Origin of the sequence: Streptomyces sp. NBC_01384, assembly GCF_045040035.1 — a bacterium.
Taxonomy (GTDB): domain Bacteria; phylum Actinomycetota; class Actinomycetes; order Streptomycetales; family Streptomycetaceae; genus Streptomyces.
Genome location: NZ_CP109559.1, coordinates 2,605,071 through 2,622,496 on the forward strand (window position 1 = coordinate 2,605,071; position 17,426 = coordinate 2,622,496).

At 68.7% G+C, this 17,426-nt stretch carries 15 protein-coding genes and 1 riboswitch; of the genes, 4 read left to right on the forward strand and 11 right to left on the reverse strand.

The annotated features are described in order from the left end of the window. Nucleotides 1-38: 38 nt before the first annotated feature. The 6 genes from OG747_RS11740 to OG747_RS11765 all read right to left on the reverse strand — a co-directional run bounded on the left by OG747_RS11740 (nt 39) and on the right by OG747_RS11765 (nt 7,351). On the reverse strand, nt 39-1,400 hold the full coding sequence (locus OG747_RS11740) for an aminotransferase class V-fold PLP-dependent enzyme (protein ID WP_405879260.1): 1,362 nt from the start codon (nt 1,398-1,400) through the stop codon (nt 39-41). A gap of 210 nt (nt 1,401-1,610) precedes the next feature. Beyond that, a riboswitch (SAM riboswitch) is annotated at nt 1,611-1,727 on the reverse strand. A gap of 163 nt (nt 1,728-1,890) precedes the next feature. Further along, a complete protein-coding gene (gene trpD, locus OG747_RS11745) occupies nt 1,891-2,955 on the reverse strand; it encodes an anthranilate phosphoribosyltransferase (RefSeq protein ID WP_405879261.1) in 1,065 nt (354 codons plus the stop codon). Between the two features lie 178 nt (nt 2,956-3,133). Beyond that, on the reverse strand, nt 3,134-4,771 hold the full coding sequence (locus OG747_RS11750; RefSeq protein WP_405879262.1) for a cytochrome bc complex cytochrome b subunit: 1,638 nt from the start codon (nt 4,769-4,771) through the stop codon (nt 3,134-3,136). Next, the gene (locus OG747_RS11755) at nt 4,768-5,832 is read right to left on the reverse strand and encodes a Rieske 2Fe-2S domain-containing protein (protein ID WP_405879263.1); all 1,065 of its coding nucleotides are present in this window, start codon (nt 5,830-5,832) and stop codon (nt 4,768-4,770) included. The genes OG747_RS11750 and OG747_RS11755 overlap by 4 nt, the downstream gene beginning before the upstream one ends. Next, on the reverse strand, nt 5,829-6,638 hold the full coding sequence (locus OG747_RS11760) for a c-type cytochrome (protein WP_405879264.1): 810 nt from the start codon (nt 6,636-6,638) through the stop codon (nt 5,829-5,831). Before OG747_RS11760 ends, OG747_RS11755 begins: the two co-directional genes overlap by 4 nt. Before the next feature lie 92 nt (nt 6,639-6,730). Then, nucleotides 6,731-7,351, reverse strand: a complete 621-nt coding sequence (locus tag OG747_RS11765) for a heme-copper oxidase subunit III (RefSeq protein WP_060902037.1) — start codon at nt 7,349-7,351, stop codon at nt 6,731-6,733. Nucleotides 7,352-7,541: 190 nt separating this feature from the next. Here OG747_RS11765 and OG747_RS11770 point away from each other — a divergent pair, with 190 nt between their 5' ends. Further along, the gene (locus OG747_RS11770; protein WP_405879265.1) at nt 7,542-7,943 is read left to right on the forward strand and encodes a hypothetical protein; all 402 of its coding nucleotides are present in this window, start codon (nt 7,542-7,544) and stop codon (nt 7,941-7,943) included. Nucleotides 7,944-8,061: 118 nt separating this feature from the next. Here the strand turns inward: OG747_RS11770 and OG747_RS11775 are convergent, their stop codons facing one another. From OG747_RS11775 to coxB, 4 genes are all read right to left on the reverse strand, one after another. Next, nucleotides 8,062-9,321, reverse strand: a complete 1,260-nt coding sequence (locus tag OG747_RS11775) for an Ig-like domain-containing protein (protein ID WP_405879266.1) — start codon at nt 9,319-9,321, stop codon at nt 8,062-8,064. Nucleotides 9,322-9,470: 149 nt separating this feature from the next. Further along, complete coding sequence (locus OG747_RS11780; protein WP_405879267.1) at nt 9,471-9,869, reverse strand: cytochrome c oxidase subunit 4; 399 nt, start codon at nt 9,867-9,869, stop codon at nt 9,471-9,473. Next, nucleotides 9,866-11,611, reverse strand: a complete 1,746-nt coding sequence (gene ctaD, locus OG747_RS11785; protein ID WP_405879268.1) for a cytochrome c oxidase subunit I — start codon at nt 11,609-11,611, stop codon at nt 9,866-9,868. The genes OG747_RS11780 and ctaD overlap by 4 nt, the downstream gene beginning before the upstream one ends. Further along, a complete protein-coding gene (coxB, locus tag OG747_RS11790; RefSeq protein WP_405879269.1) occupies nt 11,608-12,567 on the reverse strand; it encodes a cytochrome c oxidase subunit II in 960 nt (319 codons plus the stop codon). Before coxB ends, ctaD begins: the two co-directional genes overlap by 4 nt. A gap of 332 nt (nt 12,568-12,899) precedes the next feature. On the opposite strand from coxB, the gene OG747_RS11795 reads away from it, so the two are divergent. Continuing rightward, nucleotides 12,900-14,303 carry a cysteine desulfurase/sulfurtransferase TusA family protein gene (locus OG747_RS11795; RefSeq protein WP_405879270.1) on the forward strand — a complete coding sequence of 468 codons (1,404 nt, stop codon included), beginning with the start codon at nt 12,900-12,902 and terminating at the stop codon, nt 14,301-14,303. Between the two features lie 82 nt (nt 14,304-14,385). Here OG747_RS11795 and OG747_RS11800 read toward each other — a convergent pair whose 3' ends face one another. After that, a complete protein-coding gene (locus OG747_RS11800) occupies nt 14,386-15,360 on the reverse strand; it encodes a carbohydrate kinase family protein (protein WP_405879271.1) in 975 nt (324 codons plus the stop codon). A 134-nt stretch (nt 15,361-15,494) separates the two neighbouring features. On the opposite strand from OG747_RS11800, the gene OG747_RS11805 reads away from it, so the two are divergent. Together OG747_RS11805 and OG747_RS11810 are read left to right on the forward strand one after the other, a co-directional pair. Then, nucleotides 15,495-15,713 carry a hypothetical protein gene (locus OG747_RS11805; RefSeq protein ID WP_405879272.1) on the forward strand — a complete coding sequence of 73 codons (219 nt, stop codon included), beginning with the start codon at nt 15,495-15,497 and terminating at the stop codon, nt 15,711-15,713. A gap of 158 nt (nt 15,714-15,871) precedes the next feature. Then, the gene (locus tag OG747_RS11810; RefSeq protein ID WP_405879273.1) at nt 15,872-17,416 is read left to right on the forward strand and encodes a hypothetical protein; all 1,545 of its coding nucleotides are present in this window, start codon (nt 15,872-15,874) and stop codon (nt 17,414-17,416) included. Nucleotides 17,417-17,426 lie beyond the last annotated feature (10 nt).

The following is a 17,426-nucleotide window of genomic DNA, read 5'->3' on the forward strand; positions in this document are numbered from 1 at the left end:
AAGAGGGTGCCTGACCCCCCACGCGCCGTCCGCCGTCTTCAGACCGCGGGCACGCAGCGGCCGTCCTCCGTGCGGTAGCTCCACCGCGCGCCGTCCCGGACCAGTTCCTTCACGGCCCGCACGAAGCGCTCCACATGCTCGTCCGGCGTACCGGCCCCGAAGCTGACCCGGATCGCGTTGAGGGACTTCTCCCCGGGCGCCGCCTCGGGCGCCCCGCACTCACCCTGCGTCCCCGGGTCGCTGCCGAGGAGCGTGCGCACCAGCGGGTGGGCGCAGAAAAGACCGTCGCGCACCCCGATGCCGTACTCGGCGGAGAGCGCCGCGGCGAAGTGGGAGCTGTTCCAGCCCTCGACGACGAAGGAGATGACGCCGACGCGCGGGGCGTCGTCGCCGAAGAGGGAGAGGACGCGCACGGCGGGCACCTCCGCGAGCCCCTCCCGTACCGCACGGATCAGCTGCTGCTCGCGCGCGAGAAGCGTGTCGAAGCCGGCCTCCGTGAGCGCCTTGCAGGCGGAGGCGATGGAGTAGGCGCCGATCACGTTCGGCGAACCGGCCTCGTGCCGGGCCGCGCTCTCGTGCCACTCCACGTCCACTCCCCCGTCCCTGCGGCGCGTGACCTGGCGGCTGGCGCCGCCGCCCGCGAGGTACGGCTCGGCCTCGCGCAGCCAGTCGGAGCGGCCCGCGAGGACGCCGGAGCCGAAGGGCGCGTACAGCTTGTGTCCGGAGAAGGCGACCCAGTCGACGTCGAGGTCGCGGAGGGACACCGGGTGGTGCGGGGCCAGCTGCGCGGCGTCGAGGACGATGCGGGCGCCGTGCGCGTGCGCCGCGGCGGCCAGCTCGCGCACCGGCCACAGCTCGCCGGTGACGTTCGAGGCGCCGGTGACGCAGACGAGGGCCGGGCCGTGGGGGTCGCGGCCGGCGAGGGCGCGCTCCAGGGTCGAGACCGCCTGCTGGGGGGTGCGGGGCGCGTCGAGGTACGTGACCCGCGCGTCCTTCCACGGCAGCAGCGAGGCGTGGTGCTCGGTCTCGAAGACGAACACCTGGCAGTCGGCCGGAAGGGCGGCGGCGAGCAGGTTGAGCGAGTCGGTGGTGGAGCGGGTGAAGACGACCTGGTCGCCGTCCCGGCAGTCGAGGAACTCGCCGACGGTCCTGCGGGCGTTCTCGAAGAGATCGGTGGACAGCTGGGAGAGGTACCCGGCGCCGCGGTGCACACTGCCGTAGTACGGGGCGTACGCGGCGACGTCGTCCCAGACCCGCTGCAGGGCCGGGGCGCTGGCGGCGTAGTCGAGCGCGGCGTAGGTGACCTCGCCACCGGTGACGAGCGGAACGGTGACATCTCGCCCCAGAACGGACAGAGGGGCACAAACGGACTGGTCGGCGGCAGCGGTGGAGACAGACATGGCGAGCTCCTGTGAGAGGCAGGCGGAATCGCTGCGCGAGCCGGGTACACGGGGGGGTACGGGAGTACGCCAGTACGGCTCAACGCAGGAAAAAAGGCAAAGGGGGTATGCGGAGGCGGGGCTCTACGCCCTATCGCATTCGCTTGCTCACAGAAGGCTCCCTCGAACGACCAGGACCCCTGGACTGTGTCCACTCGAAAGAGGGCGAGGGGTCCGCGCTTGCCGTAGACCTCACTGCCTACGACCTGGTCTTCACCCGGGGCACCCCGCCACGGACGGAGGGTTGCCGGACAGCCGGCCGGGGCCTCATGGCTGTCGCTCATGACCTTGTGCAGCATCCTGCCACACGGTCTTCCCCCCGCAACCCCGGTGTCCGGATAGCGGGACGCCAGGAGGGGCGCAGCGCCCCTGGCGGGGGTCTGGGGGCGGAGCCACCAGGGATGGGACGGGCAGAGGCGGCGGGGGCGCAAACCTGGCCCCCGCCGCACGCCTAGGCGTTGCTGATCTCCACCCAGCGCTCCAACGTCCGCTTCGCCGCCCCCGAGTCAATGGCCTCCGCCGCCTTCGCCATCCCGCCCCGCAGCTGCTCCGCGAGCGGTGCGTCGGTCGGGGACAGGGCGACCAGGGCCGCCGCCGAGTTCAGCAGCACCGCGTCCCGTACGGGGCCCGTCTCGCCGTTCAGCAGGCGCCGGGCGATGTCCGCGTTGTAGGACGCGTCAGCCCCACGCAGCGCCTCCACGGGGACGAGATCGAGGCCGACGTCCCGCGGGTCGAAGCGCTCCTCGGTGATCTTGCCGTCGCGGACGATCCAGACCCGGGACGTCGCGGTGGTGGTCAGCTCGTCCAGGCCGTCGTCGCCGCGGAAGACCAGCGACGAGTTGCCGCGCTCGGCGAAGACACCCGCCACGATCGGCGCCATCCGGGCGTCCGCGACCCCGACCGCCTGCGCCCGCACCCGCGCCGGGTTCGTCAGCGGACCGAGGAAGTTGAACACCGTCCGGATCCCCAACTGCCCGCGCGCCGCGGCCACATGACGCAGCGCCGGATGGAACTTCACCGCGAAGCAGAAGGTGATCCCTGCTTCCTCGGCCACCTCGGCCACCCTCTTCGGGGTCAGCTCCAGATTGACGCCGAGCTTCTCCAGGACGTCCGAGGCGCCGGACGCGGAGGACGCGGCCCGGTTGCCGTGCTTGACGACCTTGGCGCCGGTCCCGGCGATGACGATCGACGACATGGTGGAGATGTTCACCGTCTTCGCGCCGTCACCGCCCGTACCGACGATGTCGACGGTCTCCCCCGGCACCTCGATCACGTTCGCGTGCTCGTACATCGTCCGCACGAGCCCGGTGATCTCCTCGACCGTCTCACCCTTGGCCCGCAGCGCCACCACGAACCCGGCGATCTGCGCGTCCGTGGCCTCGCCGCTCATGATGCGGTCCATCGCCCAGGCCGTGTCGTCCGCGCTCTGGTCGCGGCCGTCGAGCAGGCCGTTCAGCACCACGGGCCAGGAGCGGGCCGCCGCGGTGTTGCCTCCAGCGGGGTTCACAGCGCTCATGGTCGCTCCTGGGTTCGTAGATTCGTACGTGCGTGGACGTACACGGGTGGACTCACCCCTATGCGCAGGGGCGAGTCCACCCTATCCAGCCGGAGGGACGGCAAAGAGCCCCCGTCCGGGCATTGGACGGGGGCTCTTGCCGTGGCGATCAACAAGGACCGGCCAGCCGGCCGGAAGATCAGTGGTGGCCGTGGCCGCTCGTGATCTCCTTGTACTCGTCGACCGTGGGCTTGGGGATCTGGCTTTCCTCCCCGTAGAAGCCCTCGCTGAGCTTGGCGCGCAGCCTCTCGGTGCCCTTCACCTTGCGCTCGACACCGTTCTCGTCGACCGTCGGGCCGATCTCGGCGGGCTTGTACTGCTCGTGCGCGGTGAGCGTGTGCAGGGCCTCCTGGCCGAGCGGCTCGTGCACCTCGATGAACTCGCCGTGCGGCAGCCGCTTGATGATGCCCGACTCGCGGCCGTGCAGCACCTTGTCGCGGTCGCGGCGCTGGAGGCCGAGGCAGATCCGCTTGGTGGCGAGGAACACGATGACCGGCACGACGAAGAAGCCGACGCGCACGAACCAGGTGATCGAGTTGATCGACAGGTGGAAGTGCGTGGCCCAGATGTCGTTGCCACCACCGACGAGGAGGACGAAGTACCAGCTGATCCAGGCGGCGCCGAACGCGGTCCGGGTCGGGACGTTGCGCGGGCGGTCCAGGATGTGGTGCTCGCGCTTGTCTCCGGTGACCCAGGACTCGATGAACGGGTAGACCGCGATCGCGACCAGGACCAGCGGGAAGATCATCAGCGGGATGAACACACCCAGGACGAGGGTGTGGCCCCAGACGTTGATCTCCCAGCCCGGCATGACACGGATCAGGCCTTCGGAGAAGCCCATGTACCAGTCGGGCTGGGCGCCCGTGGACACCATGTCCGGACGGTAGGGGCCCATCGCCCAGATCGGGTTGATCGAGGCGATCGCCGCGATGGCCGCGATGACACCGAAGACCAGGAAGAAGAAGCCTCCGGCCTTGGCCATGTAGACCGGCAGCAGCGGCATGCCGACGACGTTGTTGTTCGTCTTGCCGGCGCCCGCGAACTGCGTGTGCTTGTGGTAGAAGACCAGGATCAGGTGGCCGACGACCAGGCCGAGCATGATGCCCGGCAGCAGCAGGATGTGCACCGAGTAGAAGCGGGACACGAAGTCGCCGCCCGGGAACTGCCCGCCGAAGAGGAAGAACGCCAGGTACGTGCCCACGATCGGCACGGACAGGACCGCGCCCTCCATGAAGCGGACACCGGTGCCGGAGAGCAGGTCGTCCGGGAGCGAGTAACCGGTGAAGCCGGTGAACATGCCCAGGACGAACAGCAGGAAGCCGAACAGCCAGTTGACCTCACGCGGCTTGCGGAACGCACCCGTGAAGAACACGCGCATCATGTGCACGAACATGCCGGCGAGGAAGATCAGCGCCGCCCAGTGGTGGATCTGCCGGATCAGCAGACCACCGCGCACCTCGAAGGAGATGTGCATGGTCGAGTTGAACGCCTCGGACATCAGCTGTCCCTGCAACGGGACATAGCTGCCGTGGTACGTGACCTCGTTCATCGACGGGTGGAAGAACAGCGTCAGATACACACCCGTGAGGATGATGATGATGAAGCTGTAGAGGCAGACCTCACCCAACATGAACGACCAGTGGTCGGGGAAGATCTTGCGCATGTTGGCCTTGGCCAGGGAGTAGATCCCCAGGCGGCCGTCGGCCCAGTCGGCTACCCGCTCACCTGCGGGTGCTTTCTCGCGCGAGCGCGAGTCTGAGGTGGTGGTAGTGCTCATCCGCGCTCCCAGAAGGCAGGACCGACGGGCTCTTCGAAGTCGCCGAGCGCTTCGAGGTAGCCCTGTTCGTTCACACCGATGCGCAGCTGCGGCAGGGCGTGACCGGCCGGGCCGAAGATCACTCGGGCACCGTCGGAGAGGTCGAAGGTGGACTGGTGGCAGGGGCAGAGCACGTGGTGCGTCTGCTGCTCGTACAGGGAGATCGGGCAACCGACGTGGGTGCAGATCTTCGAGTACGCCACGATGCCCTCGTGCGACCAGGCGAGCTCGCGCTTGTCCTTGATGTTCTCCGGCTGGAGCCGGACGATCATCACGGCCGCCTTGGCGATCTGGACCTGGAAGTCCTCGTCGTGCTCCTCCAGGCCCTCGGGCTTGACGAAGGTGAGCGAGCCGACGGCGACATCAGAGGCACGCAGCGGCTCGTTCGTGTTCATGTTGACGAGCAGCTTGCCCTTGGACCACAGCGTGTGGCGCAGCTTGTCGCCGGGCAGCGTGCCGAGGTCGCGCAGCAGCATGACGCCGGAGAGCGGGAACAGGGCCAGCGCGCCGAACATCGTGTTGCGGATCAGCTTGCGGCGGCCGAGCGCGGACTCCTTGGCACCCTGCTTGAAGTCGGCCAGGACCTGGGCCTTGACCTCGGGCGGCGCCTCGATCGGGTGACGCTCGGCGGGGATCTCCATGTCGGACATCAGGGTGCGGGCCCAGTGGACCGCGCCCGCGCCGATCGCGAACAGCGCCACACCGAGGGTCATCCCCAGCGCGAAGTTCATCGCGCTGATGTGCCCGATCGGGAAGACGTAGATCGACTTGTCGTTCGGGATCGCCACGTACGAGGCGATGAAGCCGACGGTGGCCAGCATCGACAGCGTGAACAGCATGGCGACGACGCGCTCGGACCGCTTGGCGGCCCGCTCGTCGATGTCCTGGACGCGGTGCTCGTGGGGCGGCAGGCCCGGGTCCGCGAACGGGTTCGTCTCGTCCGTGACGGCTACCGCACGATGACCGTGCTCGTCGACCTGCTCAGCGGGCAGGTTCTCTTCTGGAATGTCTTGGCTACTCATGACTTCTTGGCCTTTGCGGTCCGAGCGGCGACCCAGACGGCGACGGCGACCAGGGCGCCAAGACCGAAGATCCAGCCGAAGAGGCCTTCACTGACCGGCCCGAGGCCGCCCAGCTCCAGACCGCCCGGGCTCTCGGTGTTGTCACCGTTGACCGCGCCGAGGTACGCGATGATGTCCTTCTTGTTCTTTTCCGACAGCGTGGTGTCGGGGAAGGACGGCATGTTCTGCGGGCCGGTCTGCATGGCCTCGTAGATGTGCTTCGGGTCGACACCCTCAAGGCTCGGCGCGAACTTGCCGTGCGTCAGCGCGCCGCCCTTTCCGGTGAAGTTGTGGCACTGCGCGCAGTTGGTACGGAAGAGCTCGCCGCCCTTGGCGATGTCCGCGCCCTCGGGGCTGACCTGGCTCTTCGTCGGCACCGAGGGACCGGCACCCAGCGAGGCGATGTACGCCGCGAGCTGGTCGATCTCGGCCTGCGAGTAGATGACCTTCTTGGCCGGGATCTGTGCGCCCGGCTGCTGGGCCGGCATACGGCCGGTGCCGACCTGGAAGTCGACCGCCGCGGCGCCGACACCCACCAGGCTCGGTCCGTCGGAGGACCCCTGACCGCCGGTCCCGTGGCAGGTTGCGCAGCCCACGGAGTAAAGCTTCTTGCCCTCTTCGATGGCAAGAGACTGCGCGGTTGTGTCGGCCTGCGCCTTGCTCGCGGGCGCGAGGAAGGAGTACACCGACGCGGTTGCCGCCAGCGCGAGGAGTAGGACGACGACCGCCGCCAGCGGATGGCGTCGTCGTTCGGAGAGCTTTTTCACGGATTACCCCGGTGTCAGGATCTTCTGCGTCGATGCTTCTGGAAATGGATCGGTTCGCCGCGTGCGATCGGTTCGCCGCGGACGCCGCCCGGTTACTTGATCAAGTAGATCGTGGCGAAGAGGCCGATCCAGACGACATCGACGAAGTGCCAGTAGTAGGACACGACGATGGCGGCGGTCGCCTGCTCGTGAGTGAACCTCTTGGCCGCGTAAGTGCGGCCGAGGACGAACAGGAAGGCGATGAGGCCACCCGTCACGTGCAGGCCGTGGAAGCCGGTGGTCAGGTAGAACACCGAGCCGTACGGGTCGGAGGAGAGCGAGAGCCCGTCCTTCTTGACCAGCTCGGTGTACTCGAAGATCTGACCACCGATGAAGATCGCACCCATCACGAACGTGACGCTGAACCACATCCGGAGCTTCTTCACGTCCCCGCGCTCGGCGGCGAAGACGCCGAGCTGACAGGTCAGGGAGGAGAGCACCAGGATCGTGGTGTTGGAGGCCGAGAACGGGATGTTGAGATGACTCGCCATCTCCTTCCAGTGATCCGGCCCGGTCACCGATCGCAGGGTGAAGTACATCGCGAAGAGGGCCGCGAAGAACATCAGCTCGGAACTCAGCCAGATGATGGTTCCGACGCTGGTGAGGTTCGGCCGATTGACCGACGGGTGCGCGTGCCCGGTTTCTACTGTCGTTGCTGTCGCCACGACCGACATTATGTCGGTCGCTTATCCCGCCCTCACGCCCGGGGGTGCCGTTCGGGGTGTTGATGGGGTGTGTCCAGCCCGTATGGCCCATCGAAGCCCTGTCCGAACCGGTGTTGACGAGGTGTTTGAGGGAGTAGCATCCGCGCCATCGGTACCAGGAGTTCCCGACCAATGCTGTTCTTAGATGCGTGGAGGAACAATGCAGCCGACCGCCACGGTGCTGGTCTACAGCGACGACTCCAACACCCGGGGGCAGGTGCGGCTGGCGACCGGCCGCAGGCCGGCCCCCGACGCTCCCCAGGTCGAGTTCATCGAGTGCGCCACGCACGCCGCCGTCCTGAAGGAGTTGGACAAGGGCGGGATCGACGTCTGTGTGCTGGACGGCGAGGCGGTTCCGATGGGCGGCATGGGCGTCTGCCGGCAGATCAAGGACGAGATCTTCAACTGCCCGCCCGTGCTGGTGCTCATCGGGCGTCCTCAGGACGCCTGGCTGGCCACGTGGAGCCGTGCGGACGCGGCGGTGACCCTGCCGGTGGATCCGGTCGAGTTCGCCTCTGCGTTGGCCTCGCTGCTGCGCCGTAAGGCTCTCTCGGGCGCCTGAGAGCTCGGGAGGCCGTGCGCGTCGGCGGCCACGGGTTGTCGGTGGCTGGGGTGGCCGGTCGCGCCCCGCGGCACAGGCGCCGGATGTCAGAGCCCCGCGCCCCTTTCGGGGCGCGGTCTCAGGCACTCTCCGGGCGTAGGCGAGCCCGGTCCGTCACCTTGGGGCCCTCGGTGGTGTCGGCCGTCAGGGCGCTGCCCTTGCGCCAGTTCGCCCAGTCGAGGTTCCAGTCGCCGAAGCCGTTGCTGAAGGGGGCCATCTGCTCGCCGTTGGAGTTCTGGACCTTCACGATGTCGCCCTGGCGCACATTCTTGAAGAACCACTCGGCGTTACTGGTGCTCATCCCGGTGCAGCCGTGGCTGACGTTGGCCGACCCCTGCTCCCCCACCGACCAGGGCGCCGCGTGCACGTACTCGCCGCTCCAGGTGACCCGGGTCGCCCAGTAGACGCGCAGGTCGTAGGAGTCCGCGCTGCCCGCGGCGATGCCGACGGTGGTACCGCGCATCCGTACGGAGGGCTCCTTGCTCAGTACGACCTTGACGCCGTTGCGGGTCTCGTAACCGGGCTTGCCGGTGGTGACCGGGATCTGGTTGATCACCTGGTCGTTCCTGTAGATCGTCATGGAGTGCGCGGCGGCGTCCGTGACGGCGACGAAGCGGTCCCCGGTGGTGAGCGTCAAGGGCTTCGCATCGCCGCCCCAGAGCCGATCGGCGACCTTCATGCCCTGGAGGTTGCTGTGCGCCTGGATGGTGGCGTGGATGGGCCAGTACTCCTTGGGGCGGTAGTGCAGCGTCTTGTCGTCCACCCAGTGCCAGGCCCCCTCCACGGCCGGCTGGGAGTCGACCTTCAGGGCGCGCTCGACGATCGCGCGGGCCGCCTTGTCCTTGACGGGGGCACTGAGTGTGGCGGTGACGGGCTGGCCGACACCGTACTCGCCCGCCTCGGGCCCGAAGGTCACGTCGAGGCGCTTCGTCGTGGGCGCGGTGGTTTCGAAGTCGACGACCTGGCGGCCGGGGGCACCGTCCTCGTCCTCCGTGCTGACGTGCACCGTGTAGTGGGCGCCTGCGGCCAGCGGTGAGGTGCTGTGCCAGCGGCTGCCGTCGGCGGCGAGTTCGCCCGACACGTACCGCCCCGACACGTCGGTGGCCGTCACATCGGTGATGCGCCCGTCGTCGTCCTTGGCGGTGATCTCCAGGGGCTTGTCCGGGTCGACCTTCCGGCTCTTGCCGACCGGACCGTTGAAAGAGAGCTCCCCCGCAGCGTCGTACGGCCTGGCCGAGAGCGGATGGTCGCCTGCGCCGCAGGCGGTGGCGGCCGCGCCGAGGGCGACCACCAGCGTGGTGCAGCCGGCGACCGTGCGGATTCGCGGTGCATGGTTCATGACCTCACGCTATGAACCCCCGTCGGCCACGGCGCGTTGGGTGACCCGTGCGGGGGACACGAGGCATGGCAAACGGGGAGCCCGGACTCTCCTGACGGAGTGTCCGGGCTCCCCGGGTGTACAGCTCGTGCTAATGGGGCGCGCGCGTGCTACTGGGTGCGGTTCTCACCGTGGTAGTACTCGAAGACCCAGCCCCACAGGCCGATCAGAATGATCGGGAACCCGAAGTACAGCAGCCACCAGCCGAAGACGACGCCCATGAAGGCGAGCGCGCCACCGACACCGAGCGCGAGCGGCTGCCAGCTGTGCGGGCTGAAGAAGCCCACCTCGCCGGCCTCGTCCGCGACATCGGCCTCGTCGTTGTCCTGCGCCAGCTGGTCGACCCGCCGGGCCGTGAAGGCCAGGTAGTAGCCGACCATCACACTCAGGCCGAACGCCAGGAAGAGCGCCGTGGTACCGGCCGGCTCCTTCGACCACACGCCATAGACGGTCGCCATGACGAGGAGGAAGGCGGCCAGCCAGAGGAACATCTTGCCTTGGACCTTCACTTGCCGGCCTCCTTGCCACCAGCGAGGGCCCCGCCCGTCGAGGCACCGTGTCCGGCGTTCTCGAGCTGGTCGAGAGCGGCGATCTCAGGGTGGTGCAGGTCGAAGGCCGGGGATTCGGAACGGATTCGCGGCAGCGTGAGGAAGTTGTGCCGCGGCGGCGGGCAGGACGTGGCCCACTCCAGCGAGCGGCCGTAGCCCCACGGGTCGTCGACCTCGACCTTCTTGCCGTACTTGGCGGTCTTCCACACGTTGTAGAAGAACGGCAGGATCGACAGGCCGAGCAGGAACGAGCTGATCGTCGAGATCGTGTTCAGCGCGGTGAAGCCGTCGGCGGCGAGGTAGTCCGCGTAACGACGCGGCATGCCCTCGACACCCAGCCAGTGCTGCACCAGGAAGGTGCCGTGGAAGCCCACGAACAGCGTCCAGAAGGTGACCTTGCCGAGGCGCTCGTCGAGCATCTTGCCGGTGAACTTCGGCCACCAGAAGTGGAAGCCGGCGAACATCGCGAACACGACCGTACCGAAGATCACGTAGTGGAAGTGCGCCACCACGAAGTACGAGTCCGAGACGTGGAAGTCCATCGGCGGCGAGGCCAGGATGACACCGGTCAGACCACCGAAGGTGAAGGTGATCAGGAAGCCGACCGCCCAGAGCATCGGGGTCTCGAAACTCAAGGACCCCTTCCACATCGTTCCGATCCAGTTGAAGAACTTCACGCCTGTCGGCACGGCGATGAGGAACGTCATGAAGGAGAAGAACGGGAGCAGTACGCCACCGGTGACGTACATGTGGTGCGCCCACACGGTCACGGAGAGACCGGCGATCGAGATGGTCGCGGCGATGAGGCCCATGTAGCCGAACATCGGCTTGCGCGAGAACACCGGGATGATTTCGGAAATGATTCCGAAGAATGGTAGGGCGATGATGTACACCTCTGGATGGCCGAAGAACCAGAAGAGGTGTTGCCATAGCAAGGCTCCGCCATTTGCGGCGTCGAACACATGCGCACCGAACTTGCGGTCCGCCTCCAGGGCGAACAGCGCGGCGGCCAGCACGGGGAAGGCCAGCAGCACGAGCACCGCGGTGAGCAGCACGTTCCACACGAAGATCGGCATGCGGAACATCGTCATGCCGGGAGCGCGCATGCAGATGATGGTGGTGATGAAGTTGACCGCACCGAGGATCGTGCCGAAGCCGGAGAAGGCCAGACCCATGATCCACATGTCGGCGCCGACACCCGGCGAGCGGACCGCGTCCGACAGCGGGCTGTAGGCGAACCAGCCGAAGTCGGCCGCGCCCTGCGGGGTGAGGAAGCCACCGACCGCGATGAGCGAGCCGAACAGGTAGAGCCAGTAGGCGAACATGTTCAGCCGCGGGAACGCCACGTCGGGCGCGCCGATCTGCAGCGGCATGATCCAGTTCGTGAAACCGGCGAACAGCGGCGTCGCGAACATCAGCAGCATGATCGTGCCGTGCATCGTGAACGCCTGGTTGAACTGCTCGTTCGACATGATCTGCGTGCCGGGGCGCGCCAGTTCGGCACGCATCAGCAGCGCCATGACGCCGCCGATGCAGAAGAACGCGAACGACGTGACCAGATAGAGCGTGCCGATCGTCTTGTGGTCAGTGGTGGTGAGCCACTTGATCACGACGTTGCCCGGCTGCTTGCGCCGCACCGGCAGCTCGTTCTCGTACGAGTCTTCGGCTGCCCCGGCACCCTGAGGTTCGTTGAGGATGCTCACAGGTTGTTCGTCTCCCGGTTCTTCTCGTGGCCCGTCTGCTCAATGCCGGCCGGGACGTAACCGGTCTGTCCCTGCGCCGCGAGCTGCTTGAGGTGGGCCTCGTAGCGCTCGGGGGAGACGACCTTCACGTTGAAGAGCATCCGGGAGTGGTCGACGCCGCACAACTCGGCGCACTTGCCCAGGAAGGTGCCCTCCTTGTTGGGGGTCACCTGGAAGGAGTTGGTGTGGCCCGGGATGACGTCCATCTTCATCAGGAACGGCACCACCCAGAAGGAGTGGATGACGTCACGCGAAGTCAGGACGAAGCGGACCGTCTTGCCCTTGGGCAGCCAGAGCGTCGGACCGGGGTTGCCCGTCTGCGGGTTCCGCTCACCCGGCGTACCGACCTCATAGACACCGCCGGCGTTCGCCGGGAAGTCCTTCTTGAACCGGTCCGGAATGGCCTTCAGGTTCGGGTCGATCTTGGCGTTGCCGGTGACACCGGGAACGTCCGCGATGTAGTTGAAGCCCCAGCTCCACTGATAGCCGACCACGTTGACCGTGACGTCGGGCTTCTGCTTGAGGCTGAGGAGCTTCGTCTCGTCGCGGGCGGTGAAGTAGAACAGCACCGAGACGATGATGAGGGGGACCACCGTGTACAGCGCCTCGATGGGCATGTTGTACCGGGTCTGCGGAGGAACTTCGACCTTGGTGCGGCTGCGCCGGTGGAAGAACACACTCCACAGGATCAGGCCCCACACCAGCACGCCGACGGCGAGCGCGGCCGCCCAGGACCCCTGCCACAGAGAGAGGATCCGCGGAGCCTCTTCCGTGGCCGGGGTGGGCATACCAAGGCGGGGGAAGTCCTTGTATGTGCAACCGGTGGCGGTCGCCAGGACCAGGCCCGCAGTCAGTGCCTGCAGCAGCTTCCGCCGCATCGGGCGCCGCGGCGAGCGGTCGGAGCCGTTGGGACTCACGTAGCGCCTTCCCGAGAGTCTCGCCCGCGCTGTTGGCTGCGGCCTTCTCGCTGGTCGGTCGCCGCCCTGCGACGGGCAGGGGTTTGGATGTTTATGCGGACCAAACCCTACTGGACGCTATTTGGGGTCGCGCGGGGAGGGTGCCCAACGCGCCGCGGGTCACTCCGAAGGGGTGGGATGCCCCGCCCTGGGTCGCTTTCTGACGGGGGGTTCGGGCGCCACGCAGCTCGGTCGGCCAGGTCCCTCGGCGACTGCGGCTTCGTCGTGGCTTGTCGCGCCGTTCCCCGCGCCCCTTTGAGGCGCTGCCCTGACCGGGGCTTTAGCGTTGCTGTGTGTCCTACTTCGATGCCGCTTCCGCCGTCCCTCTCCATCCCGTGGCCCGGCAGGCCCTGCAGGCCTCGCTCGACGAGGGCTGGGCCGATCCTGCCCGTCTCTACCGCGAGGGACGGCGGGCCCGGCTCCTTCTCGACGCGGCCCGCGAGGCGGCGGCCGAGGCGGTGGGCTGTCGCCCGGACGAGCTGACCTTCACCTCGTCCGGCACCCGCGCGGTGCACTCCGGGATCGAGGGCGCCCTGGCGGGCCGTCGGCGTGTCGGACGCCACCTGATCGTGTCAGCCGTCGAACACTCGTCGGTACTCCATTCGGCAGAGGTCCACGAGGCGGCGGGCGGCTCGGTGACGACGATCCCGGTCGACCGTACGGCCGCGGTCTCGCCTTCTTCCTACGCCACCGCCCTGCGCCCCGACACCGCGCTCGCCTGCCTCCAGTCGGCCAACCACGAGGTGGGTACGGAGCAGCCGGTGGCGGCGGTCGCGGAGGCGTGCCGGGCGGCCGGGGTACCCCTGCTGGTGGACGCGGCGCAGTCGCTGCCCTGGGGCCGAGTGGAGGGTGACTGGTCGCTGCTGACGGCAAGTGCCCACAAGTGGGGCGGCCCATCGGGTGTCGGTCTCCTCGCCGTACGCAAGGGGGTGCGGTTCGCGCCTCAAGGTCCCGTGGACGAGCGGGAGTCGGGCCGGGCGCCCGGCTTCGAGAACATCCCGGCCATCGTGGCCGCGGCCGCCTCGCTGCGCGCCGTTCGCACGCAGGCGGCCGTGGAGGCCGCGCGCCTAAGGGAACTGACGGAACGAATCCGCGTACGAGTGCCGGAGCTGGTCCCGGACGTGGAGGTGGTCGGGGACGGAATGAGGCGGCTGCCGGGAATCGTCACCTTCTCCTGCCTGTACGTCGACGGTGAGACCCTCCTCCACGAACTGGACCGCGCGGGCTTCTCGGTCTCCTCCGGCTCCTCCTGCACGAGCAGCACACTCACCCCCAGCCATGTCCTGAAGGCGATGGGCGTTCTGAGCGAGGGCAACGTCCGCGTGTCGCTGCCCCCGGGTACGCCGTCCGAGGACGTCGACCGGTTCCTGTCGGTGCTGCCGGGTGCGGTCTCGGACGTGCGCGAGAAACTCGGCGCCCCGACAGCCCCGACGCCGGCCTCCCCCTCACCTCTCTCTTTCCCCTCCCCCTCCGACGCCCTCGTCGTGAACGCCCTCGGCAAGCTCTGCCCCATCCCGGTCATCGAACTGGCCAAGGTCATCGGGGACGTGCCCGTGGGCGGCACCGTCCGCGTCCTCTCCGACGACGAGGCGGCCCGGCTGGACATTCCGGCATGGTGCGAGATGCGGGGCCAGGAGTTCGTGGGGGAGGAGGCCGCGGAGCGCGGGGTGGCTTATGTGGTGAGGCGGGCGGTGTAGGGAGGGGGACGTTCCCGGGGACCCGGAGTGCAGGGGGCGGAGCACCCTGCACTCCCGACGGTCGCCCAGGACAGGTGGGCGCCTAGGCCAGGTGGGCCTGGATCTCCGTCGCCGCCTCGTCGCCGTACGCCTTGGTGAAGCGGTCCATGAAGTGGGCGCGGCGGAGCTGGTACTCCTGGGTGCCGACCGTCTCGATGACCAGCGTGGCGAGCATGCAGCCGACCTGGGCGGCACGCTCCAGGGAGACGCCCCAGGCCAGGCCGGAGAGGAACCCGGCGCGGAACGCGTCGCCGACGCCCGTCGGGTCGGCCTTGCGCTCCTCCTCCGGGCAGCCGACCTCGATCGGCTCCTCGCCGGCCCGCTCGATGCGCACGCCCTGCGCCCCGAGGGTCGTCACCCGGTGGCCGACCTTCGACAGGATGTCCTCGTCACTCCAGCCGGTCTTCGACTCGATGAGCCCCTTCTCGTACTCGTTCGAGAAGAGGTAGGTCGCCCCGTCCAGCAGAATCCGGATCTCGTCGCCGTTCATCCGGGCGATCTGCTGCGAGAAGTCGGCGGCGAAGGGGATGGACCGCGAACGGCACTCCTCCGTGTGGCGCAGCATCGCCTCCGGGTCGTCCGCACCGATGAGGACGAGGTCGAGCCCGCCCACCCGGTCCGCGACGGCCTTGAGCTCGATCAGCCGGGCCTCGCTCATCGCGCCCGTGTAGAAGGAGCCGATCTGGTTGTGGTCGGAGTCCGTGGTGCACACGAAGCGCGCGGTGTGCAGCACCTCGGAGATCCGTACGGAGTCGGTGTCGACGCCGTGGCGGTCCAGCCACGCCCGGTACTCGTCGAAGTCGGAACCCGCGGCCCCGACCAGGATCGGCCGGGTGTCCAGCTGTCCCATGCCGAAGGCGATGTTCGCGCCGACACCACCCCGGCGTACGTCGAGGTTGTCGACCAGGAAGGACAGGGAGACCGTGTGCAGCTGGTCCGCGACCAGCTGGTCGGCGAAACGGCCGGGGAAGGTCATGAGGTGGTCGGTGGCGATGGAGCCGGTGACTGCGATACGCACGGCGAGGACACGCTCCTGCGGGGGGAGGGGATTGACAGTTCACGCTACCCGGTCGACACGTGCCCACTGAAGCGGCCAAAACTACCCGATAGTAGATCTTTCTTCGTGATGCCCGGCATGCATACGGTTCCGTTATGACGAACCTCAAGGTCCACGGCTCCGCTCCGCACGACCTCGAAGGCGGTCTGGCGTCACTGCGCGGCGACGGCGCCCGGACGGCCCGGCACTGGGCGGCACCGGACCCGATCACCTCCCGCCCCGACTTCCCCGTGTCCCCGTCGCGCATCCACGGTGTGACCGTGCCGCCCGCCTCCGCCCGCCTGCTGGACGCCATGTCCGACTACGGCGACTGAGAGGGCGGCGGAAGAGACAGGCGAACGCGACAAGCGAACGCGACAAGCGAAAGGGCGCGCCCGACAGCGCGTCCGCAGGGAACCGTGCGCTCCCCCGCTGCGTCCCATCGCCGTCCCCCGTAGAGGGGATGCGGTGTACGACCAGAAGGAGCGATGCGGTGAGCACCGAGCGACCCGACGACGAAGCGACCGAACCCGCCGAGGGTGGTGCCGAGCCGGCCAAGCCGCGCAGGCGGCATTCCCCGGTGGCCGTCGCCTCGGTCGCGGCCGCGGTTCTGCTCGTCGGGGGCGGCGGGGCGTATTTCGCCGCGACCGCTTCCGGCGGCGGGGGCGGCCGCACCGGCTCCGCGGCCCCCGGCGGCGACGGCACTCCCCCGCCGCTCGCTCTCGACGGCTACACCAAGGGCGGTACGGGTGGCACGGGCGGCATCGCGCCCGGCGAGCCCAACCCCTACGGCGCGACCTACCACGCGGACGGCAAGCTCCCCGGCGGCCCGGACTCCGCGCCCGTCTACGCGGCGAACGGGAAGGTCACGGCGGCCGAGGTGGCCCGGCTCGCGAAGGCCCTCGACCTCACGGGCACCCCGAAGCTCACCGGCGAGACCTGGCAGGTCGGCCAGGACAAGGACGGCTCGGGGCCGAGCCTCCAGGTCAACCAGCGGGCTCCCGGTACCTGGACGTTCAGCCGGTACGCGCCCGGCACCGACAACTGCAAGGGCGCCGTCTGCACGAGCGACCCCGGCTCCCCGAGCAGCCACGCGGTGAGCGAGGCCGCCGCGAAGAAGGCCGCCGCTCCCGTACTGAAGGCGCTGGGTCAGGACGACGCGAAGCTGGACGCGAGCGGGCTCATGGGCGCCGTACGGGTGGTGAACGCGGACCCCGAGGTCGGCGGCCTGCCCACGTACGGCTGGACCACCGGCATCCAGGTCGCCACGGACGGCCAGGTGGTGGGCGGCAGCGGCCTGCTGAAGGCACCGGAGAAAGGGGACACGTACCCCGTGATCAGCGCGCAGAAGACCCTGGACCTGATGAACGGGTCGGGTTCGGTGTCGGCACCGGGCGGCGGGCGCAAGGGACCCGGGGGCTGCGCCAGCGCCGTACCGGTGAAGGACCGTGACGAGATGCCGTGCGAGGCGTCGACCGCACTGCCGAAGCGGGAGTCGGTGGCGGTCGAGAAGGCCGTCTTCGGGCTGGCCTCGCACTTCGTGTCCGGGCACCAGACGCTGGTGCCGTCCTGGCTGTTCGAGGTACGGCCGACGGGCACGGCCTCCGCCTTCACGGTGACGCATCCGGCGGTCGACCCGAAGTATCTGACCTCGCCGGAGCCCACCGCGACGCCGACGCCGACCGTCACTCCCAGCCCGCGGCCGAGCGCGGCGCCGACGTCCCGTGCCGTCAAGGTGCAGGGCTACACCGCCGACGGCAAGGACCTGACCGTGAGCTTCACGGGCGGGGTGTGCGCGGACTACTCCGCCTCGGCGAGCGAGACCTCGGACAAGGTGACGGTCACGGTGACCGAGACCCCCTGGCAGGGCAAGATCTGCATCATGATCGCCAAGGTCTACGAGAAGACGGTGCACCTGGACAAGCCGCTCGGCGACCGTGAGGTCGTCGGATCGGACGGCAAGCAGATCCCGGAAGGGAAGGCGCGGGGCGCCTCGCTGGACACGCCGAAGATGCCGAAGTCGCCCCAGGTGCAGTAGCGGCCGCGGA

Bases quoted from the DNA above. Each gene is read 5' to 3' on its own strand.
- OG747_RS11740 (WP_405879260.1), bottom strand. From the start codon at position 1,400: ATGTCTGTCTCCACCGCTGCCGCCGACCAGTCCGTTTGTGCCCCTCTG.
- trpD (WP_405879261.1), bottom strand. From the start codon at position 2,955: ATGAGCGCTGTGAACCCCGCTGGAGGCAACACCGCGGCGGCCCGCTCC.
- OG747_RS11750 (WP_405879262.1), bottom strand. From the start codon at position 4,771: ATGAGCACTACCACCACCTCAGACTCGCGCTCGCGCGAGAAAGCACCC.
- OG747_RS11755 (WP_405879263.1), bottom strand. From the start codon at position 5,832: ATGAGTAGCCAAGACATTCCAGAAGAGAACCTGCCCGCTGAGCAGGTC.
- OG747_RS11765 (WP_060902037.1), bottom strand. From the start codon at position 7,351: ATGTCGGTCGTGGCGACAGCAACGACAGTAGAAACCGGGCACGCGCAC.
- OG747_RS11770 (WP_405879265.1), top strand. From the start codon at position 7,542: ATGCAGCCGACCGCCACGGTGCTGGTCTACAGCGACGACTCCAACACC.
- OG747_RS11775 (WP_405879266.1), bottom strand. From the start codon at position 9,321: ATGAACCATGCACCGCGAATCCGCACGGTCGCCGGCTGCACCACGCTG.
- OG747_RS11805 (WP_405879272.1), top strand. From the start codon at position 15,495: ATGACGAACCTCAAGGTCCACGGCTCCGCTCCGCACGACCTCGAAGGC.